The sequence below is a fragment of the Enterobacter sp. PP-008-ECC_S150 genome, assembly GCF_045257065.1.
GTDB classification, from domain to species: Bacteria; Pseudomonadota; Gammaproteobacteria; order Enterobacterales; family Enterobacteriaceae; genus Enterobacter; species Enterobacter chengduensis.
The window spans coordinates 48,173-67,537 of the sequence record NZ_JBJHHG010000009.1 but is presented as its reverse complement, the minus strand read 5'-3'; the positions used below and the strand labels follow the sequence as shown (position 1 = coordinate 67,537).

Here is a 19,365-nt window from a genome sequence, read left to right as displayed (position 1 = left end):
AGTCCTGTGACCGTGACTCATCGTTCGGGAAGACAGCTCCCGAACGATACCGCCTCAGGATCTGATAATATCGTCCCGTCTGAGCAGGTCTAATAATTGGCTTACTAAATTTGTTACCAATTGTTGACCCTCCAGGTGAATTTCAGGCGATTCAGGCGCTTCGTATACCGCGTCAATGCCGGTGAAGTTGCGCAGTTCTCCGGCCCGCGCTTTCTTGTACAGCCCTTTCGGGTCGCGCGCTTCACAAATTTCCAGCGGCGTATCGACAAACACCTCGATAAAGCGATCCTGGCCCACGCGTTCGCGCACCATCTGGCGCTCGGCGCGGTGCGGAGAGATAAACGCGGTCAGCACTACCAGCCCCGCGTCAGCCATCAGGCTGGCGACTTCGCCCACCCGACGAATGTTCTCTTTGCGGTCGTCGTCGCTAAACCCTAAATCGCTGCACAGGCCGTGGCGCACGTTGTCGCCATCCAGCAGGTAGGTACTGACGCCCTGCTGATAGAGCGCCTCTTCCAGCGCGCCCGCCACCGTTGATTTACCCGAGCCGGACAGCCCGGTAAACCACAGCACCACCCCACGGTGACCGTGGAGCTTTTCGCGCTGGGCGACGGTGACCGGATGAGGATGCCAGACGACGTTCTCATCATGGGCGGCCATTACTTGCCTCCCAGCAGATCGCGCGCGCCCCAGTGCGGGAAGTGTTTACGCACCAGCGCGTTCAGCTCCAGCTCAAAGGCGCTGAATTCAGAAGCAGCGGTCGCCTGCTCGTTTGGCTCACGAACCATCCCCGCGCCGACGGTAACGTTAGTCAGACGGTCGATAAAAATCAGCCCGCCCGTGACCGGGTTCTGCTGATACGGGTCCAGCACCAGCGGTTCGTCGAAGGTCAGATCGACCAGACCAATACCGTTCAGCGGCAGCTCGCTCACGTCACGGTGGGTCAGGTTGTTGATGTCCACCTGGAACTGAATGCCGTCCACGCGGGCGCGGGTTTTCTTGCCCGCAATTTTGATGTCGTAGCTTTGGCCAGCGGTCAGCGGCTGTTCCGCCATCCACACCACGTCCACGGAAGCGCCCTGCACCGCCGCCAGCGTTTCCTGCGCGTCCACCAGCAGGTCGCCCCGACTGATATCAATTTCGTCTTTCAGCACCAGCGTAACCGCTTCACCGGCGCCCGCTTCCTGCAGGTCACCGTCGAAGGTGACGATGCGGGCAATGGTCGATTCCACGCCGGATGGCAGCGCCTTAACGCGCTGGCCGACCTTCACGGAGCCTGACGCAAGGGTGCCCGAGAAGCCGCGGAAATCGAGGTTTGGACGATTCACGTACTGCACCGGGAAGCGCATCGGCTGGGTGTCGACCACGCGCTGGATCTCAACGGTTTCCAGCACCTCCAGCAGCGTCGGGCCGCTGTACCACGGCATGTTCGCGCTCTGGGAGGCGACGTTATCCCCTTCCAGCGCCGAGAGCGGCACAAAGCGAATATCCAGGTTGCCCGGCAGCTGTTCGGCAAAGGTCAGGTAGCTCTGGCGGATCTCCTCGAACGTCTCTTCGCTGAAGTTCACCAGATCCATCTTGTTGACCGCCACCACCAGGTGTTTGATCCCCAGCAGCGTCGAGATAAAGCTGTGACGGCGGGTCTGATCCAGCACGCCTTTACGCGCGTCCATTAGCAGGATCGCCAGGTCGCAGGTGGACGCGCCGGTCGCCATGTTACGGGTGTACTGCTCGTGCCCCGGGGTGTCGGCGATAATAAATTTGCGCTTCTCGGTAGAGAAGTAGCGGTAGGCCACGTCGATGGTGATGCCCTGCTCGCGCTCCGCCTGCAGGCCGTCCACCAGCAGGGCCAGGTCGAGCTTTTCACCCTGGGTGCCGTGACGCTTGCTGTCGTTGTGCAGAGAAGAGAGCTGATCTTCATAAATCTGGCGCGTATCGTGCAGCAGGCGGCCAATCAGGGTACTTTTCCCGTCATCCACGCTGCCGCAGGTCAGAAAACGCAGCAGGCTTTTGTGTTGTTGCGCGTGCAGGTACGCTTCCACGCCGCCTTCGTTGGCAATTTGTTCAGCAATAGTGGTGTTCATGGCGGCTCCTTAGAAATAACCCTGACGTTTCTTCAGCTCCATGGAGCCTGCCTGGTCGCGGTCAATCACGCGCCCCTGTCGCTCGCTGGTGGTGGATACCAGCATCTCTTCAATGATCTCCGGCAGCGTCTGCGCGCTGGATTCCACCGCGCCGGTCAACGGCCAGCAGCCGAGAGTACGGAAACGCACCATCTGTTTTTTAATCACTTCGCCCGGCTGCAGGTCGATGCGATCGTCGTCGATCATCATCAGCATGCCGTCGCGCTCAAGCACCGGACGCTCCGCGGCCAGATACAGCGGAACGATCTCGATGTTTTCCAGATAGATGTACTGCCAGATATCCAGCTCGGTCCAGTTGGAGAGCGGGAAGACGCGGATACTTTCGCCCTTGTTAATCTGGCCGTTGTAGTTGTGCCACAGTTCCGGACGCTGGTTTTTCGGATCCCAGCGGTGGAAGCGGTCGCGGAAGGAGTAGATACGCTCTTTGGCGCGGGACTTCTCTTCGTCACGACGCGCGCCGCCGAAGGCCGCGTCAAAACCGTATTTATTCAGCGCCTGCTTCAGCCCTTCGGTTTTCATGATATCGGTGTGCTTGGCGCTGCCGTGTACGAACGGGTTAATGCCCATCGCTACCCCTTCCGGGTTTTTATGCACCAGCAGCTCGCAGCCGTAGGCTTTCGCGGTACGGTCGCGGAACTCGTACATTTCGCGGAATTTCCAGCCGGTGTCCACGTGCAGCAGCGGGAACGGCAGCGTACCCGGATAAAACGCTTTACGCGCCAGATGCAGCATGACGCTGGAATCTTTACCGATGGAGTACATCATCACCGGGTTAGAAAACTCGGCGGCCACTTCGCGGATAATATGGATACTTTCCGCTTCGAGCTGCCGCAGGTGTGTAAGACGTTTTTGGTCCATAACCGTTCCTTAAGCCAAATTTACAACAGAAGAACCAAAGCCTTCTGTATCGGTTGTGTGCTGAAACCAGGCGAGCGTGCTGTGCAGCTGCACCACTTCCCCCACCACGATCAGGGCGGGCATCGGGGCGTCTTTCGCCAGGGCTGCAAGATGTTCCAGGGTGCCCGTCGCAACGTGCTGATCGACGCGGGTGCCGCGAGAAATGACGGCAACGGGCGTCGTCGCCTCGCGGCCGTGCTGAATAAGCTGTTCGCTGATGTCTGCCGCCTTCATCGTGCCCATGTATATCGCCAGCGTCTGGCGGCTCTGGGCGAGATGCGACCAGTCAAACGGCGTGCTGTCGGCCTTGTAGTGGCCGGTCACAAAGGTGACGCTTTGAGCATAATCGCGATGGGTGAGCGGGATACCGGCATAGGCCGTTACCGCAGAAGCCGCCGTAATGCCGGGCACCACCTGGAACGGTACGCCCGCTTCGGCTGCCGCCTGCAGCTCTTCGCCGCCGCGACCAAAAATGAACGGATCGCCCCCCTTCAGGCGCACCACGGTTTTACCCGCTTTGGCGGCGTCAACCAGCATCTGGTTGGTGTCGTGCTGCGGCACAGAGTGCTCGCCAGCCCGTTTTCCGACGCAGATTTGCTCCGCGTCGCGACGGATCAGCTCGCGCACGCCGTCGGTGACCAGATGATCGTAAAACACCACGTCCGCGTCCTGCAGCACCTGCAGGCCGCGCAGCGTCAGGAGCCCGGCATCGCCCGGCCCCGCGCCCACCAGAATGATCTCCCCGCCCGTGCTGCCGGGGTTATCCAGTTCGTCCTCGAGGATTTTCTGCGCCGCGGTCTCATTGCCGGCCTGCATCAGGCTGGCAAAGCGGCCGCGAAACACGCGTTCCCAGAAGCGACGGCGTTCCGTCACGCTGGTCAGGCGGGTTTTCAGGTGGTTGCGCCAGTAGCTGGCCTTCTCCGCCATGCGTCCGAGGCTGGTCGGCAGCAGCGCTTCGATTTTTTCCCGCAGCACGCGCGCCAGCACCGGTGCGGTACCGCCGGAGGAGATGGCCACCAGCAGCGGCGAACGGTCAACGATCGACGGAAAGATAAACGAGCATAAAGGCTGGTCGTCCACCACGTTCACCAGGCGGTAACGGGCCTGAGCAGCGTCGGAGATCCGCCGGTTCAGTTCGCGGTCTTCCGTCGCCGCAATGACCAGCACGACGCTGTCGATGTGTGATTCGTCAAAATCCGCTTCTGCAACTACCCGCACCTGCGCCCCTGCGCGATGAAGAAACGCGATTTTGCGATCGGCGATTTCACCCGTGCCAACAACCAGCACCGGCTTCTCTTTTATCGCGGCAAATAAGGGCAGATAGTCCACAAGCAACAACTCACTAACAACGAGGAATAAAGGGACTATAGGGGGCGGCTTAGATCGAATGAAATTACGAATTGGAATGAGTAGTTACTCAATGGAATAACGCCCTGAAAATGCTAATACCAAAAAGTGCTTAACGCGCGACATTTCGGGCATTTAAGAACAATTCAAATTGTGTATGGACGATCACAGTTTCATACTAGACGGGTTATTATTTTGCTCTGTTTTTAAGGACTCACTATGTTTTCCGCAATGCGCCACCGTATTGCTGCCCTGGCGCTCGGCGTTTGCTTTATTCTTCCCGCTCAGGCAAAAAACCCACCTTATGGTGACATCGCCAATATGCAGGCTCGGCATATTGCCACCGTCTTCCCTGGCCGCATGACCGGCTCGCCTGCGGAAATGCTCTCCGCCGACTATCTTCGCCAGCAGTTTGCCGACATGGGTTACCAGAGCGACATCCGGTCGTTTCACAGCCGCTACGTGTATACCTCACGAAATAAAACGAAAAACTGGCATAACGTGACCGGCAGTACGGTGATTGCGGCGCACGAAGGTAGCGCAAAAGAGCAAATTATTATTATGGCGCACCTTGATACCTACGCCCCGCTGAGCGATGCCGATACGGACAACAATCTTGGCGGGCTGACGCTGCAGGGCATGGACGATAACGCGGCAGGCCTGGGCGTGATGCTCGAACTGGCCGAGCGGATGAAAAATGTCCCCACCCAATATGGCATTCGTTTTGTGGCCACCAGCGGTGAAGAAGAGGGCAAGCTCGGCGCAGAGAATTTCCTTAAGCGCATGAGCGCAGAGGAGAAGAAAAATACGCTGCTGGTGATCAACCTCGATAACCTGATCGTCGGCGACAAGCTCTATTTCAACAGCGGGCAGAGTACGCCGGGTACCGTGCGAAAACTGACGCGCGACCGGGCGCTGGCCATTGCCCGCAGCCATGGGGTGTATGCCACCAGCAACCCGGGCGGTAACCCGGATTATCCGCGAGGCACCGGCTGCTGCAACGACGGCGAAGTGTTCGATAAGGCGGGCATTCCGGTGCTGTACGTGGAAGCGACAAACTGGGCGCTGGGCAATAAAGATGGCTACCAGCAGCGGGCGAAAACGAAAGCCTTCCCGGACGGGACAAGCTGGCACAACGTGATGCTGGATAATCAGCAGCACATTGACAGCGCGCTGCCGCAGCGAATTGAGCACCGCAGCCGTGATGTGGTGAAGGTGATGCTGCCGCTGGCGAAGGAGCTGGCAAAAGCGGGGAAAGCCTGAAGTGTTAAGCCCGGTGGCGGCTACGCCTAACCGGGCCTACGTTTCGTGCCTTTGTAGGCCCGGTAAGCGCAGCGCCACCGGGCAAAAAAGCGTATTACCCTTCGTGCAACCCGCACTCGCGCTTCAGCCCAAAGAATCGCGTCTCTTCTTCCGCCATTCCCGGTTCCCATTTGCGCGTGGTGTGGGTGTCGCCCACCGACAGGTAGCCCTGGTCCCACAGCGGATGGTACTTCAGCCCGTGTTTTTGCAGGTACTGATACACCGTCCGGTTATCCCAGTCGATAATCGGCAGCACTTTGAAGACACCGCGCTGGACCGCCAGCACCGGCAGCGTGGCGCGGCTGCCGGACTGCTCGCGGCGTAGCCCCGCAAACCACGTCTGCGCGTTAAGCTCTTTCAGCGCCCGGTTCATCGGCTCAACTTTGTTGATCTCATTGTATTTCTCAATGCCCTCAACGCCCTGCTCCCACAGCTTGCCGTAGCGCGCCTCCTGCCAGGCCGCGCTTTCCGTCGCGCGGAAGACCTTGAGGTTCAGCTTAAGCTTGTCCGTCAGCTCGTCAATAAACTGGTAGGTTTCCGGGAACAGGTAGCCGGTGTCGGTGAGGATCACCGGAATGTCCGGACGGATCTGATTCACCAGATGCAGGCTGACCGCCGCCTGAATACCAAAGCTCGACGAGAGCACATAGTCGCCCGGCAGGTTTTCCAGCGCCCACGCCACGCGCCCTTCCGCGTCCAGCTTTTCAAGGTGGGCATTGGTTTCTGCCAGTGCGAGAATGCGTTCGACTTTTGGCAATGCGTTAAGCGCGTTTAGATCGAGTACGGACATAAGAACCTCGTTTGCCAGTTTTGCCGGGCGGCACTGCGTTTGCCCGGCCTACAACACCTGTAAAACCGTCGGGATGTTACTCCCAGAAATCCCTGGCGGGATCGAGCACCGGGCGAATGATGCCCGCACGCACCGTAAAGTCGCCGAAGCCTTCACCCGCTTCGCGCTCTTTCGCCCAGCGCCCGACAAGCTCGTCGATGGAATCGAGAATTTCCGGTTCCGTGATATTTTCGCGATACATCCGCGGAATGCGCGTCCCCATACGGTTACCGCCGAGGTGTACGTTGTAGCGACCCGGGGCTTTCCCTACCAGCCCCAGCTCGGCCAGCATCGCGCGACCGCAGCCGTTCGGGCAGCCGGTGACGCGCATCACTATATGCTCGTCCGGAATACCGTGTTTTTCCAGAATCGCTTCCACTTTGTCAGTGAATGACGGCAGGAAACGTTCCGCTTCCGCCATCGCCAGCGGGCAGGTCGGGAACGACACGCAGGCCATCGAGTTTTCACGCTGCGGCTTCACCGCGTTCATCAACCCATGATCGCGCGCCAGCTTCTCGATTTTCGCCTTCTGGCTCTCGGGCACGCCGGCAATAATCAGGTTCTGGTTGGCGGTAATGCGAAACTCGCCTTTGTGGATCTTCGCGATTTCCAGCAGGCCGGTTTTCAGCGGACGGCCCGGATAGTCCAGAATACGGCCGTTTTCGATGAACAGCGTCAGGTGCCACTTATTGTCGATGCCTTTCACCCAGCCAATGCGATCGCCGCGGCCGGTGAATTCGTAAGGACGGATCGGCTCAAACTTGATGCCCGCACGACGCTCCACTTCTTCTTTGAACGTCTCGACGCCCACGCGCTCCAGGGTGTATTTGGTTTTCGCGTTTTTACGGTCGGTACGGTTGCCCCAGTCGCGCTGCGTGGTCACGACCGCTTCCGCCACGGCCAGCGTGTGCTCCAGCGGCAGGAAGCCGAACTCGCTCGCGGTGCGGGCGTAGGTTTTCTTGTTACCGTGCTCGATGGACAGGCCGCCGCCTACCAGCAGGTTAAAGCCGACCAGCTTGCCGTTTTCGGCAATCGCCACGAAGTTCATGTCGTTGGCGTGCAGGTCGATATCGTTTTGCGGCGGGATCACGACCGTGGTTTTAAACTTACGCGGCAGATAGGTCTGGCCGAGAATCGGCTCTTCGTCGGTGGTCGCGACTTTCTCCTGATCGAGCCAGATCTCCGCATAGGCGCGGGTGCGCGGCAGCAGGTGCTCGGAGATCTTCTTCGCCCACTCGTACGCTTCGGCGTGCAGCTCGGACTCGTACGGGTTCGAGGTGCAGAGCACGTTACGGTTCATGTCGTTGGCGGTCGCCAGCGCGTCCAGCCCGACGGAGTGCAGCATCTGGTGCACAGGCTTCACGTTCTTCTTCAGAATGCCGTGGAACTGGAAGGTCTGACGGTTGGTCAGGCGGATGCTGCCGTAAATCGTGTTTTCACCCGCGAACTTGTCGATGGCCTGCCACTGCTTCGTGGTGATCACCCCGCCCGGCAGGCGGCAGCGCAGCAGCATCGCATGACGCGGCTCCAGCTTCTGTTCCGCACGCTCGGCGCGGATGTCGCGATCGTCCTGCTGGTACATGCCGTGGAAGCGGATCAGCAGGAAGTTGTCGCCTTTGAAGCCGCCGGTGAGACCGTCATTCAGATCTTCAGCAATGGTGCCGCGCAGGTAGTTGCTTTCCAGCTTCATGCGCTCGGCGTCTGTCAGTTTACCTTCGACCACCAGTGGCCCTGGATGTTTTTCGCTCATTAGTAGACATCTCGCTGATAACGGCGCTCAACGCGCAGCTCACTTAAAAATTCGTCCGCCGCTTCGGCATCCATACCGCCGAATTCGGCAATCACTTCCAGCAGCGCCTGCTCAACGTCTTTCGCCATGCGATTAGCGTCGCCGCAGACATAAATGTGGGCACCGTCATTGATCCAGCGCCACAGCTCTGCGCCCTGTTCGCGCAGTTTGTCTTGTACGTAGACTTTTTCTTTCTGGTCGCGGGACCAGGCCAGATCGATGCGGGTCAGCACGCCTTCTTTCACATAGCGCTGCCACTCAACCTGGTAGAGGAAATCTTCGGTGAAGTGCGGGTTGCCGAAGAACAGCCAGTTTTTACCCGGCGCCTCGTCTGCCGCGCGCTGCTGCATGAAGGCGCGGAACGGCGCAATGCCGGTGCCCGGGCCAATCATAATGACCGGGGTTTCCGGGTTTGTCGGCAGGCGGAAGTTATCGTTGTGCTCGATAAAGACGCGCACTTCGCCCTCTTCCTCCACGCGGTCCGCCAGGAAACCTGACGCCCCACCCGTACGGGCGCGGCCTTCGATGTCGTAGCGCACAACGCCCACGGTGATATGCACTTCGCTTTCCGCCTCGGCCTGAGAAGAAGCAATGGAGTACAGGCGCGGGGTCAGCGGACGCAGCAGGCCGACCAGCGCGTCGGCATCCAGCTGCGCCGGAGAGAAGCGCACCATGTCGACAATCGGCGTCGTCGCGGCATAATGCTGCAGCTTCGCTTTGTCGCCCACCAGCGGCAGCAGAGATTCGCTGCGCGTGAGGGTGGCATAATTTTCGACGATATTCGGGGTGTTGACCGTCAGTTCGAAGTGCCACTGCAGCGCGTCGGAAAGCGGCTGCGTTTTGCCGTCGACGGTGACGGGTTCGTCGCCCTTCAGCCACAGCAGCTCAACCAGCTCTTTCACCAGCGCCGGATCGTTCTGATACCAGACGCCGAGCGCATCGCCGGGCTGATAGCGCAGGCCGGAGTCGCCGAGATCGATTTCGATATGGCGGACGTCTTTTTCGGAGTCGCGGCCGGTAATTTTCTGGTTCACCGACAGGCTCGCCGTCAGCGGCGCCTCTTTGGTGTACGGGCTGGTGTGGATATCGTTGACGGCTCCCGTTGCGGTGAACGCGGCCTGCGCCGACGTCTCTTTCGGCACGCGCGCTTTCAGTACCTCAACGATGCGCGCACGCCATTCATCGGCGGCGGCCTGGTATTCGACATCCGCGTCAACGCGATCCAGCAGGCGCTCTGCGCCCAGCTCCGCCAGCCTGCTGTCGAAGTCTTTGCCGGACTGGCAGAAGAATTCATAGGAGGTATCGCCCAGGCCAAACACGGCAAACGCCGTACCGTCCAGCTTCGGCGCTTTTTTCGAGAACAGGAACTTGTGCAGCGCCACCGCTTCTTCAGCAGGTTCACCTTCACCCTGCGTGGAGGCCACCACCACCAGCAGTTTTTCCGACGCGATTTGCTTGAATTTATAATCCCCGGCGTTGACGAGGTTTACGTTCAGTTTGGCGGCCAGCAGGTCATCGCGAAGCCGCTCGGCCACGCGGCGGGCATTGCCCGTCTGCGAGGCGGAAATCAGGGTAATGGCCGGAATTTCCACAGCCGTTGCCGGTGCGCCCGCCACAGCGCCAGGCTGCTGATTGAGCATTCCCCAGAAATAACCGGAGACCCAGGCAAGCTGAGTGGGCGAAAAATCAGAGGTGGCAGCCTGAAGGCGCGCCAGTTGCTCCGGGTTCAGGGGAAGCAAATTTGAAGGTGGGGCCTGTGTTGTCATGCGTCGTTATGTTCCAGTAGCCAAGCGGACTTTAAGCGAATAAATCCAAACTGAAGATAAGGTTAACGGCGAGGATAATAACAATTAAAGAAGGGATGGAAATAATAAATAACCAAATGGACTAACCTGTTTTGGTTGTCACGCTTAGCGATAAAAACGATTAATTAACCCACTGAAAAATATCACTAAAAGCACCAAAAAACGCCCATTAACGAGACGCCAGGCTTCAGAGCCGTTTTAGTTAATGCTAAAAATTGTGCTTTCCGGTACTATGCGGCGGTTTTTTCCGCATTACTGAGAGCGATCATGTCCACCACACTGTTTAAAGATTTCACCTTCGAAGCCGCCCACCACCTTCCCCATGTACCAGAAGGGCATAAATGTGGCCGTCTGCACGGGCATTCGTTCATGGTGCGTCTTGAGATCACCGGTGAAGTTGATCCGCATACCGGTTGGATCATGGATTTTGCCGAGCTGAAGGCGGCGTTTAAGCCGACCTACGATCGTCTGGATCACTATTACCTGAATGAGATCCCGGGCCTTGAAAACCCGACCAGCGAAGTGCTGGCAAAATGGATTTGGGATCAGATGAAGCCGCTGGTACCGCTGCTGAGCGCGGTGATGATCAAAGAGACCTGCACCGCGGGCTGCGTGTATCGCGGAGAGTGATGCTTGCCGGGTGGCGCTGACGCTTACCCGGCCTACAAGTGCCCAGAACCGTACGCCCGGTAAGCGCTCGCGCCACCGGGCTTTTTTTAGGCAATATTCAGATACTTGTGCGTCTGCATCGACAGGCGCCAGTTGCGCGCTATGCAGGTTTCAATGCACAGACGCGTTGCATCCTCTTTCTGGCTGATCGGCTGCAGGGCAATCACCCGCTGCTTTTCATCCGTCAGCGTGGCCAGCAGTTCATCCAGCGCTTCGATATCACGCACGCGTCCTACCGGGTGCTTGATCTCATCCGCGCGCTCCAGCGCCTGAGACAGCACATCATATCCGCCGCGCATATTCACTTTTGGCGATACCGTCACCCAGGTCGCGTGCGAACAGCGCACTTCATGGGTCCCGCTGGTTTCAATCTGGCAGCTGTAGCCGTTCTTTTCGAGCAGCTCGGTCAGCGGCGTCAGGTCGTGAATGCAGGGTTCACCGCCGGTGATCACGACGTGCCGCGCCGTCCAGCCCTGACGGCCAATAATGGCCAGCAGATCTTCTGAACTGCCCGCGCCCCACTTATCGCTCTCTTTGGTTTTCGCCAGAATGCTAAACAGCGACACTTCCCGATCTGCGAGCTTATCCCACGTATGTTTGGTATCACACCAGGCACAGCCAACCGGGCATCCCTGTAAGCGAATGAAAATAGCGGGAACGCCGGTAAAGTAACCCTCGCCTTGCAGGGTCTGGAACATCTCGTTAATCGGGTACTGCATAGTCATCTCAGTTAAGGGGATAAACGATAAGTATCGCAGATCCCCGCCGGATGGTCATGCTCCATCGGTGCTTTGCGCGCCAATCGCCGCCATAAACCGTTCCGTGATTTGCTGCGGACGGGTGATCGCCCCGCCGACAACGACCGTATGCGCGCCCAGCGCCAGGCATCTGGCCGCGCGTTCAGGCGTATCGACGTTGCCTTCGGCCACCACGGGCACCGTCACGGCAGCGAGCACTGCCTTCAGGAACGCGCAGTCATTCTCCGGAAGCGAATGGCCCGCCGTTCCCGCCGTATAGCCGTAGAGCGTGGTGCCGACGCAGTCAAAGCCCAGCGCCTGCGCCGTCACGGCCTCTTCGACCGTGGCAATATCCGCCATCAGCAATACCGCGGGATAGCATGAGCGGATCCGCCTGACCAGTGCTTCCAGGGAGTCCCCACCTGGACGTTCCCGCGCCGTGGCATCAAGGGCAATGATTTCCGGCGCAACCGTCATAAGCTCATCCACCTCTTTCATCGTCGCGGTGATAAACACGTCGCTACCGGGATAGTCACGCTTGATGATGCCGATAACCGGCAAAGACACCTGCTCCTTAATGGCCACAATATCCACCACGCTGTTAGCGCGGATAGCCGCGGCCCCGCCCTGCGCGGCAGCGAGCGCCATTCGCGACATAATAAACGGGCTGTGCAGCGGTTCATTTTCCAGCGCCTGACAGGAGACGACCAGCTTTCCCTTCAGGTTATCCAGTACAGTTTTCATTACGATAAGCTCTCTTCCACTTCATTTTTGATAATGGTGACGTGCGGGCCATAAATGACCTGAACACCGTTGCCGCGCACGATAACGCCGCGCGCGCCGGTCGCTTTCAGTGCCGCCTCATTCACCTTGCTGCCGTCTTTGACCGTAACGCGAAGGCGCGTGGCGCAGCAGTCCACCTCGTCCAGATTGTCTTTTCCGCCTAACCCGGCGATCACCGCCGCAGCGCGCTCGCTTTGCGGCAGGCTCACTTCATCAGCCATCGCCGTCTTTTCACGGCCCGGCGTGGCGAAATCAAAGCGGTTAATCAGGTAGCGGAAGGTAAAGTAGTAAAGGAAGAACCACGGTACGCCGACCAGCGGAACGAACATCCAGTGGGTTTTGGCTTCGCCCTGCAAAATGCCGAACAGCACGAAGTCGATGAAGCCGCCGGAGAAGGTTTGTCCGATGGTGATATGCAGCATGTGCGCAAGCATGAAGGCCAGCCCGTCAAACAGCGCATGAATGACGTAGAGCACCGGCGCAATAAACAGGAACGAGAACTCGATAGGCTCGGTAATCCCGGTCAGGAACGAGGTTAACGCCGCAGAGAGCAGCAGCCCGGCAACGCGCTTTTTGTTCTCGGGCCTGGCGGTGTGGTACATCGCCAGGCACGCGCCGAGCAGGCCAAACATCATCGTAATAAAGCGCCCGGACATGAAGCGCGACGTGCCTTCATAAAACTGACGCGTTGTCGGGTCGGCCAGCTGGGCGAAGAAAATCCGCTGCGTACCTTCCACGAGGTGTCCGTTGACGATTTCACTCCCGCCAAGCGCGGTGGTCCAGAACGGCAGGTAGAAGATGTGGTGCAAACCAAACGGGCCCAGCATGCGGAGAATAAAGCCGTACAGCAGGGTACCCAGATAGCCGGTGGCGTCCACCAGCCCGCCCAGACCAAAAATCAGCTTCTGAAAATGCGGCCAGACCACGGTCATGAGCGCGCCGACGAGGATCGCCGCCAGCGAGCTGATAATCGGGACAAAGCGCGAGCCGCCAAAGAACCCGAGAAACTGCGGAAGCGCAATTTTATTAAACCGATGATGGAGCGCGCAGGTCACCAGCCCAATCACCACGCCGCCAAACACGCCGGTTTCCAGCGTCTGAATGCCCAGCGTCATGCCCTGCCCCACGGCGCCAGGGTTCTCATGCGCCAGCGTGCCGGTAAGGATCAGCAGCGCGTTGATGGTGGCATTCATCACCAGAAATGCGAGCAGCGCCGCCAGCCCGGCCGTCCCCTTATCGCTTTTTGCCAGCCCGACGGCAACACCCACCGCAAACAGCACCGAGAGGTTCGCAAACACGATCGAACCCGCACTGCTCATGATGGTGAAAATGGCCTGCAGCCAGCCCACGTCTAAAAACGGATAAGCCGCCAGCGTATTGGGATTGGATAACGCGCCGCCTATCCCCAGCAGCAGACCCGCCGCCGGCAGCACGGCGATAGGCAACATAAAGGATTTGCCAAAGCGCTGCGCTTTTTCAAACCATCCCCCTGAAGAAGCGCCACTGAACATTTGCATCATTTTTTCATCTCCCCATAATTAGATGAAAATTTTTACCACATAAATATTTAATAGTGAAAATTATCATCAAAAATCAGGACGACGATCATACTTTTTCAAAATGACTGGCATCTCTCCACCGCTTTCCGCCACACTAGTCGCAGAGAAACGCATTAAGGATCGAGCATGTCAGACCATGAAAACCTGCTGCTGAAGCTACGCCAGGAGGCTTCCGGGTACAGCCCAACGCAACAAAAACTCGGTGAGTTTGTCCTCAGCGATCCAGCCCGGGTGCTCTACCTGACGATCACCGAGCTGGCGCGCGAGAGCCACACCAGCGAGGCCAGCGTCACGCGTCTTTGCCGCACGCTGGGCTGCAAAGGCTATAACGAATTTAAAATGGCGCTTGCGCTGGATATTCAGCAGGGTCAGCCTGTCCGCCAGGCGGGGGATGAAATTGATAGCGTGGTGGATGAGTCGGTGCAGGCTTTGCAGGATACCGCCCGGCTCCTCGACCGCACGCTGCTTGAAAAGGCCGCACTGGCGCTTCATCAGGCGCAGTCCGTGCAGATTTATGGCGTTGCGGCCAGCGCGATCCTCGGGGAGTATTTGCACTACAAGCTGTTGCGTCTGGGTAAGCCTGCCCAGCTGTTTAGCGATATGCACCGCGCGGCCATGAACGCGACAACGCTTTCAAAAGAGACGCTGGTTGTGGCCATCTCCAGTTCGGGTTCAACGCGGGATTTACTCCACGTGGTAAAGCTTGCCCGCAAGCGCGGCGTCAAGGTTCTGGCGCTCAGCAATACGCCCCGCAGCCCGCTGGCGTCCCTGAGCGACATGCAGCTGGTTGCCGCCAAACCAGAGGGGCCCCTCAGCGCGGGTGCGCTCAATGCTAAGGTTGGAGTCATGCTGCTGGTCGAGCTGCTGACCACCTCTATGATTGCGCTGGACGGGCATTACGGCGACGTTAGCCAACAAACAGCCAGCGCCACGCTTCCCCTGTTACTTTAAGAAAACCCTTCGCAGGCTAAATAAAATAGCCTGCGATGTCTGTCGTCTGATTTTTGTTAAGTGAGGTTTAACGCATTTATTTGGTAAATGTTTGGTGTAACAAATTATTATATTTATTACATTTTGTATTACGTGAGCCATTTGGGTGACCCTCCATAAAAACCATTACATTCAATAAGTTATAATTTAAATTTTAATAAAGTGAATTTTTGTCTTTCCGATATTGTCCAAAATATCCAGCCGATTTCCTTTCCTTAAAATAAGCTTAAGATGCCATTTATTCCGGCGATTTATTATTTAAACGCCGTTTACTTTTGCGCGCCTACAATCCGCCTCATCAATCATAATGAGACGGTATTAATGAAGATGCTATTGATTACAGGCGTGACCGGATTTCTGGGCGGTGCAGTACTTGAAAAAATCCTGACCAGCGATCAATCCGTAAAACTCCTTTTGCTCGCGCGTGCCGGCGACCCGCAGAGCGGGCTGGAGCGCGTGCTGGAGAACATGCGAAAGTTCAACGTTCCCGAGGAGAAACTGGCCTCTCTGAACGTGGATAATATTCTGATTGGCGACCTCAGCCAGCCTGAAGCCTTCCTGAACGATCCCCGTCTGGATCGGGTCACGCACGTCGTGAACAGTGCGGCGGTTGCCTCATTTGGCAATAACCCGCTGATCTGGAAGGTCAACGTTGAGGGTACGCTCGCGCTCGCACGCCGTATGGAGCAGGTCGCAGGACTGCAGCGTTTCCTCCACGTTGGCACCGCGATGTCATGCACGCCGGAGCAGGATTCACTGGTCGCTGAAAGCGCGGAATTCAGAGAGAATGCTGAACACCTGGTGGAATACACGTTTTCGAAGTCAACCATCGAACAGCTGATGCGCCAGGAGTGTCCGAACCTGCCGCTGCTCATCGCCCGCCCGTCCATCGTTGTCGGCCATACCCGCCACGGCTGCACGCCGTCGAGCAGCATTTTCTGGGTCTTTAGCATGGGCCTGATGCTGCAGAAATTTATGTGCTCTATGGAAGACCGGATCGACGTTGTTCCGGTGGATTATTGCGCCGATGCGCTGTTGATGCTGCTTAACAGCAACGCGCGTCCGGGGGAAGTGGTGCACATTTCTGCCGGTGAGGAGAACAGCGTTCGCTTTGCGGATATCGACCAGGCAATGGCGCAGGCGCTGGAGAAAGCCCCCGTCGGTGATAAATATGCGCAGGTCAGCTATGAAACGCTGGTCAGAATGCGCCGTGAGCTGAAAGATATTTTTGGCCCGTGCAACGAACGTCTGATGCTGAAAGCCATGCGGTTATACGGTGCGTTTGCCACGCTGAACGTGCGCTTCAGCAACGATAAGCTGCTGAGCATGGGAATGCCGAAGCCACCCCGGTTTACGGATTATATCGCCCGCTGCGTGCAAACCACCCAGGGGCTGACCATTCCGGAGCAAATGGCGGTCGATTTTAAATAGCCAAAAAAAATGCCAGTCTTTCGACTGGCATTTTCATTTAAGGCTTAGGCGATTATGCCTGGCCTTTGATCTCTTTACGACCGTTGTATGGTGCTTTTTCGCCCAGCGCTTCTTCGATACGAATCAGCTGGTTGTATTTAGCAACACGGTCAGAACGGCTCATAGAACCGGTTTTGATCTGGCCTGCAGCGGTACCCACAGCCAGGTCGGCAATGGTAGCGTCTTCAGTTTCGCCAGAACGGTGAGAGATAACCGCAGTGTAGCCAGCGTCTTTCGCCATTTTGATCGCAGCCAGAGTTTCGGTCAGAGAACCGATCTGGTTGAATTTGATCAGGATGGAGTTAACGATGCCTTTCTCGATACCTTCTTTCAGGATCTTGGTGTTGGTTACGAACAGGTCGTCACCCACCAGCTGGATTTTGTCGCCCAGTACTTTAGTCTGGTATGCGAAGCCATCCCAGTCAGACTCGTCCAGACCGTCTTCGATAGAGACGATTGGGTACTGTTTGGTCAGGTCTTCCAGGAAGTGAGTGAACTCTTCGGAGGTGAACGCTTTGTTGCCTTCGCCAGCCAGAACGTATTTACCGTCTTTGTAGAATTCAGATGCTGCACAGTCCATCGCCAGAGTGATGTCTTTGCCCAGCTCGTAGCCCGCTGCTTTTACCGCTTCAGCGATAACAGCCAGCGCTTCTGCGTTAGAACCCAGGTTTGGCGCGTAGCCACCTTCGTCACCCACAGCTGTGTTCATACCTTTAGCTTTCAGAACTTTAGCCAGGTTGTGGAACACTTCAGAACCCATACGTACCGCTTCTTTCAGGGATTTCGCGCCAACTGGCTGAATCATGAATTCCTGAATATCAACGTTGTTGTCCGCGTGCTCACCACCGTTGATGATGTTCATCATTGGTACAGGCATGGAGTATTTGCCTGGGGTGCCGTTCAGTTCAGCGATGTGCTCGAACAGTGGCATACCTTTCGCAGCAGCCGCCGCTTTGGCGTTCGCCAGGGAAACGGCCAGGATTGCGTTCGCACCGAAGTTAGATTTGTTTTCAGTACCGTCCAGATCGATCATGATCTTGTCGATGCCAGCCTGGTCTTTGGCGTCTTTGCCAATGATTGCCTGAGCAATAGGACCGTTTACAGCGCCAACCGCTTTCAGTACGCCTTTGCCCAGGAAGCGGGATTTGTCGCCATCACGCAGTTCCAGCGCTTCGCGGGAACCGGTAGAAGCACCTGATGGAGCAGCTGCCATACCGACGAAACCACCTTCCAGATGAACTTCGGCTTCAACGGTCGGGTTACCACGGGAGTCGATGATTTCACGACCGATGACTTTAACGATTTTGGACATTAGATTTTCCTCAGTACAAGTTAAACTAAAACTCCAGACAAACAACGCGTACCCAGGGTACGCGTTGCCGTTCTAACTTTTTTTACTTCGCCTGACGCTTCTGGTAGTCGCTGGCAGCCTTCACGAAGCCTGCAAACAGCGGATGCCCGTCACGTGGCGTTGAAGTAAATTCCGGGTGGAACTGGCAGGCGACAAACCAAGGATGGTTTGGCACTTCAATGATCTCGACTAACTGATCGTCCCCGGAGCGTCCCGCAACACGCAGGCCCGCGGCTTCAATAGGTTTCAACAACATGTTGTTGACTTCATAGCGGTGACGATGGCGCTCGGTGATGACCGGCTCGCCATACAGCTTGCGAACCACGCTATCGTCGGACAGCTGGCAGGCCTGTGCGCCAAGACGCATGGTGCCACCCAGATCGCTCTTCTCGGTACGGACTTCGACGTTGCCTTCTTCGTCACGCCATTCAGTGATAAGCGCCACAACAGGGTACTTACAGTCTGGCACAAATTCCGTAGAGTTCGCGTTTTCCATTCCCGCTACGTTGCGCGCAAATTCGATCAGCGCAACCTGCATACCCAGACAGATGCCGAGGTATGGAATATTGTTTTCACGCGCATAGCGCGCGGTGGCGATCTTGCCTTCTACACCACGGTAGCCGAAGCCGCCAGGGATGAGGATAGCATCCAGATCTTTCAGGATTTCCACGCCGCGCGTTTCGACATCCTGCGAATCAATTAGCTTGATGTTCACGGAGACACGGTTCTTCAGACCACCGTGCTTCAGCGCTTCGATCACTGACTTATAGGCATCCGGCAGTTCAATGTACTTGCCGACCATACCGATAGTCACTTCGCCTGCCGGATTGGCTTCTTCATAAATAACCTGTTCCCATTCAGACAGGTTAGCTTCCGGACAGTTCAAGCTGAATCGTTTACAAATATAATCGTCCAGGCCCTGAGATTTCAACAGGCCCGGGATTTTATAAATGGAATCGACATCTTTCATTGAAATAACGGCTTTTTCAGGCACGTTACAGAACAATGCAATTTTCGCACGTTCGTTCGCCGGAACCGCGCGATCGGAGCGACAAACCAGGATATCTGGCTGAATACCAATAGAGAGCAGCTCTTTTACAGAGTGCTGGGTCGGCTTGGTTTTCACTTCACCTGCGGCAGCCATGTACGGCACCAGCGTCAGGTGCATGAACAGCGCGTGTTCACGGCCAATATCTACCGCCAGCTGACGAATCGCTTCCAGGAACGGCAGAGATTCGATATCACCTACGGTACCGCCGATTTCAACCAGCACCACGTCGTGGCCTTCGCCACCCGCCACAATGCGTTCTTTGATAGCGTTAGTGATGTGCGGAATAACCTGAACGGTTGCACCCAGGTAGTCACCACGGCGCTCTTTACGCAGAACGTCGGAGTAGATGCGGCCAGTCGTGAAGTTGTTACGACGGGTCATTTTGGTGCGGATGAAACGCTCGTAGTGGCCAAGATCCAGATCGGTTTCAGCGCCGTCTTCAGTAACGAACACTTCCCCGTGTTGGATTGGGCTCATGGTGCCCGGATCGACGTTGATGTACGGATCCAGTTTCATCATGGTCACATTGAGGCCACGGGCTTCAAGAATGGCTGCGAGGGAGGCTGCGGCAATGCCTTTACCCAGAGAGGATACGACCCCGCCGGTCACAAAAATATAGTTCGTTGTCATGCTGAACCTGAG

Annotated in this window: 16 protein-coding genes; 4 read left to right on the top strand and 12 right to left on the bottom strand. The window is 57.1% G+C overall.

The features are described 5' to 3' along the window. Positions 1 to 54 precede the first annotated feature (54 nt). From cysC to cysG, 4 genes are read right to left on the bottom strand one after another with little or no spacing between them, the layout of a single operon-like run. A complete protein-coding gene (cysC, locus tag ACJBF3_RS11725; RefSeq protein WP_045330602.1) occupies positions 55 to 660 on the bottom strand; it encodes an adenylyl-sulfate kinase in 606 nt (201 codons plus the stop codon). Then, positions 660 to 2,084, bottom strand: a complete 1,425-nt coding sequence (cysN, locus tag ACJBF3_RS11720; protein WP_045330600.1) for a sulfate adenylyltransferase subunit CysN — start codon at positions 2,082 to 2,084, stop codon at positions 660 to 662. Before cysN ends, cysC begins: the two co-directional genes overlap by 1 nt. 9 nt (positions 2,085 to 2,093) lie before the next feature. Further along, complete coding sequence (gene cysD / locus ACJBF3_RS11715; protein WP_006811770.1) at positions 2,094 to 3,002, bottom strand: sulfate adenylyltransferase subunit CysD; 909 nt, start codon at positions 3,000 to 3,002, stop codon at positions 2,094 to 2,096. A gap of 9 nt (positions 3,003 to 3,011) precedes the next feature. Continuing rightward, the gene (cysG, locus tag ACJBF3_RS11710) at positions 3,012 to 4,370 is read right to left on the bottom strand and encodes a siroheme synthase CysG (RefSeq protein WP_045330599.1); all 1,359 of its coding nucleotides are present in this window, start codon (positions 4,368 to 4,370) and stop codon (positions 3,012 to 3,014) included. Between the two features lie 237 nt (positions 4,371 to 4,607). On the opposite strand from cysG, the gene ACJBF3_RS11705 reads away from it, so the two are divergent. After that, positions 4,608 to 5,651, top strand: a complete 1,044-nt coding sequence (locus tag ACJBF3_RS11705) for an aminopeptidase (RefSeq protein WP_047723561.1) — start codon at positions 4,608 to 4,610, stop codon at positions 5,649 to 5,651. Between the two features lie 94 nt (positions 5,652 to 5,745). On the opposite strand, the gene cysH is transcribed toward ACJBF3_RS11705, so the two are convergent. The 3 genes from cysH to cysJ all read right to left on the bottom strand — a co-directional run bounded on the left by cysH (position 5,746) and on the right by cysJ (position 10,074). After that, a complete protein-coding gene (gene cysH / locus ACJBF3_RS11700) occupies positions 5,746 to 6,480 on the bottom strand; it encodes a phosphoadenosine phosphosulfate reductase (protein WP_045330596.1) in 735 nt (244 codons plus the stop codon). 76 nt (positions 6,481 to 6,556) lie between these two features. Next, positions 6,557 to 8,269: an assimilatory sulfite reductase (NADPH) hemoprotein subunit gene (gene cysI, locus ACJBF3_RS11695; protein ID WP_023333234.1), complete on the bottom strand. Its 1,713-nt coding sequence runs from the start codon at positions 8,267 to 8,269 to the stop codon at positions 6,557 to 6,559. Then, positions 8,269 to 10,074, bottom strand: a complete 1,806-nt coding sequence (gene cysJ, locus ACJBF3_RS11690) for an NADPH-dependent assimilatory sulfite reductase flavoprotein subunit (RefSeq protein WP_045330594.1) — start codon at positions 10,072 to 10,074, stop codon at positions 8,269 to 8,271. The genes cysI and cysJ overlap by 1 nt, the downstream gene beginning before the upstream one ends. 306 nt (positions 10,075 to 10,380) lie before the next feature. Here cysJ and queD point away from each other — a divergent pair, with 306 nt between their 5' ends. Beyond that, entirely contained in the window at positions 10,381 to 10,743 is a 363-nt protein-coding gene (queD, locus tag ACJBF3_RS11685) for a 6-carboxytetrahydropterin synthase QueD (RefSeq protein WP_014885039.1), read from the top strand. An 86-nt stretch (positions 10,744 to 10,829) separates the two neighbouring features. Here the strand turns inward: queD and queE are convergent, their stop codons facing one another. The 3 genes from queE to ACJBF3_RS11670 are packed head-to-tail and all read right to left on the bottom strand — an operon-like array spanning position 10,830 to position 13,822. Further along, a complete protein-coding gene (gene queE, locus ACJBF3_RS11680; RefSeq protein ID WP_032643113.1) occupies positions 10,830 to 11,501 on the bottom strand; it encodes a 7-carboxy-7-deazaguanine synthase QueE in 672 nt (223 codons plus the stop codon). Between the two features lie 54 nt (positions 11,502 to 11,555). Continuing rightward, entirely contained in the window at positions 11,556 to 12,263 is a 708-nt protein-coding gene (locus tag ACJBF3_RS11675; RefSeq protein ID WP_045330592.1) for an N-acetylmannosamine-6-phosphate 2-epimerase, read from the bottom strand. Beyond that, positions 12,263 to 13,822: a PTS transporter subunit EIIC gene (locus ACJBF3_RS11670; RefSeq protein WP_045330591.1), complete on the bottom strand. Its 1,560-nt coding sequence runs from the start codon at positions 13,820 to 13,822 to the stop codon at positions 12,263 to 12,265. The genes ACJBF3_RS11675 and ACJBF3_RS11670 overlap by 1 nt, the downstream gene beginning before the upstream one ends. A 165-nt stretch (positions 13,823 to 13,987) precedes the next feature. Here ACJBF3_RS11670 and ACJBF3_RS11665 point away from each other — a divergent pair, with 165 nt between their 5' ends. Both ACJBF3_RS11665 and ACJBF3_RS11660 read left to right on the top strand, forming a co-directional pair. Continuing rightward, positions 13,988 to 14,812 (top strand): MurR/RpiR family transcriptional regulator, encoded by an 825-nt coding sequence (locus ACJBF3_RS11665; RefSeq protein ID WP_045330588.1) that lies wholly within the window; start codon positions 13,988 to 13,990, stop codon positions 14,810 to 14,812. A gap of 360 nt (positions 14,813 to 15,172) precedes the next feature. Further along, positions 15,173 to 16,282, top strand: coding sequence for an SDR family oxidoreductase (locus tag ACJBF3_RS11660; protein ID WP_045330585.1), 1,110 nt, complete (start codon positions 15,173 to 15,175; stop codon positions 16,280 to 16,282). 52 nt (positions 16,283 to 16,334) lie between these two features. Here the strand turns inward: ACJBF3_RS11660 and eno are convergent, their stop codons facing one another. Then, positions 16,335 to 17,633: a phosphopyruvate hydratase gene (gene eno / locus ACJBF3_RS11655; RefSeq protein ID WP_045330584.1), complete on the bottom strand. Its 1,299-nt coding sequence runs from the start codon at positions 17,631 to 17,633 to the stop codon at positions 16,335 to 16,337. Positions 17,634 to 17,715: 82 nt separating this feature from the next. Beyond that, the gene (pyrG, locus tag ACJBF3_RS11650) at positions 17,716 to 19,353 is read right to left on the bottom strand and encodes a glutamine hydrolyzing CTP synthase (RefSeq protein ID WP_023309013.1); all 1,638 of its coding nucleotides are present in this window, start codon (positions 19,351 to 19,353) and stop codon (positions 17,716 to 17,718) included. Positions 19,354 to 19,365 lie beyond the last annotated feature (12 nt).

Excerpts from the sequence above, each read along its gene's own strand:
- cysC (WP_045330602.1), bottom strand. The coding sequence starts at position 660 with ATGGCCGCCCATGATGAGAACGTCGTCTGGCATCCTCATCCGGTCACC.
- cysN (WP_045330600.1), bottom strand. The coding sequence starts at position 2,084 with ATGAACACCACTATTGCTGAACAAATTGCCAACGAAGGCGGCGTGGAA.
- cysD (WP_006811770.1), bottom strand. The coding sequence starts at position 3,002 with ATGGACCAAAAACGTCTTACACACCTGCGGCAGCTCGAAGCGGAAAGT.
- ACJBF3_RS11705 (WP_047723561.1), top strand. The coding sequence starts at position 4,608 with ATGTTTTCCGCAATGCGCCACCGTATTGCTGCCCTGGCGCTCGGCGTT.
- cysH (WP_045330596.1), bottom strand. The coding sequence starts at position 6,480 with ATGTCCGTACTCGATCTAAACGCGCTTAACGCATTGCCAAAAGTCGAA.
- cysI (WP_023333234.1), bottom strand. The coding sequence starts at position 8,269 with ATGAGCGAAAAACATCCAGGGCCACTGGTGGTCGAAGGTAAACTGACA.
- cysJ (WP_045330594.1), bottom strand. The coding sequence starts at position 10,074 with ATGACAACACAGGCCCCACCTTCAAATTTGCTTCCCCTGAACCCGGAG.
- queD (WP_014885039.1), top strand. The coding sequence starts at position 10,381 with ATGTCCACCACACTGTTTAAAGATTTCACCTTCGAAGCCGCCCACCAC.
- queE (WP_032643113.1), bottom strand. The coding sequence starts at position 11,501 with ATGCAGTACCCGATTAACGAGATGTTCCAGACCCTGCAAGGCGAGGGT.
- ACJBF3_RS11675 (WP_045330592.1), bottom strand. The coding sequence starts at position 12,263 with ATGAAAACTGTACTGGATAACCTGAAGGGAAAGCTGGTCGTCTCCTGT.
- ACJBF3_RS11670 (WP_045330591.1), bottom strand. The coding sequence starts at position 13,822 with ATGATGCAAATGTTCAGTGGCGCTTCTTCAGGGGGATGGTTTGAAAAA.
- ACJBF3_RS11665 (WP_045330588.1), top strand. The coding sequence starts at position 13,988 with ATGTCAGACCATGAAAACCTGCTGCTGAAGCTACGCCAGGAGGCTTCC.
- ACJBF3_RS11660 (WP_045330585.1), top strand. The coding sequence starts at position 15,173 with ATGAAGATGCTATTGATTACAGGCGTGACCGGATTTCTGGGCGGTGCA.
- eno (WP_045330584.1), bottom strand. The coding sequence starts at position 17,633 with ATGTCCAAAATCGTTAAAGTCATCGGTCGTGAAATCATCGACTCCCGT.
- pyrG (WP_023309013.1), bottom strand. The coding sequence starts at position 19,353 with ATGACAACGAACTATATTTTTGTGACCGGCGGGGTCGTATCCTCTCTG.